Origin of the sequence: Nocardioides oceani (assembly GCF_030412965.1) — a bacterium.
Lineage (GTDB): Bacteria > Actinomycetota > Actinomycetes > Propionibacteriales > Nocardioidaceae > Nocardioides > Nocardioides oceani.
Map to the genome: position 1 here is coordinate 1 of NZ_JAUHJQ010000269.1, position 221 is coordinate 221.

The 221-nt window shown below is 73.3% G+C and carries 1 protein-coding gene; it reads left to right on the forward strand.

The genetic code is table 11. From position 1 onward, the window contains the following. The coding region (locus QWY28_RS24035) for a maltokinase N-terminal cap-like domain-containing protein (protein WP_439117282.1) at positions 1–221 on the forward strand (221 nt) is incomplete at both ends.

Below are 221 nucleotides of genomic sequence, written 5' to 3' on the forward strand. Positions count from 1 at the left end.
GACCCGCTGGTTCGGGGGCAAGGGACGTCCCTTCGAGGTGACCGCCGTGCACCGCATCGGGCAGGTGCCCGGCTGCGTCGACGCCGGGCCCGCCGTCGTCGACCACCACGTCGAGCTCACCAACGGCGACAGCGAGGGCGGCACCGAGACCAACCAGGTGCCGCTGGCGCTGTACGCCGAGGCCGAGACGCGCCTGGACCACGCCATCAACGGGTGGTGGG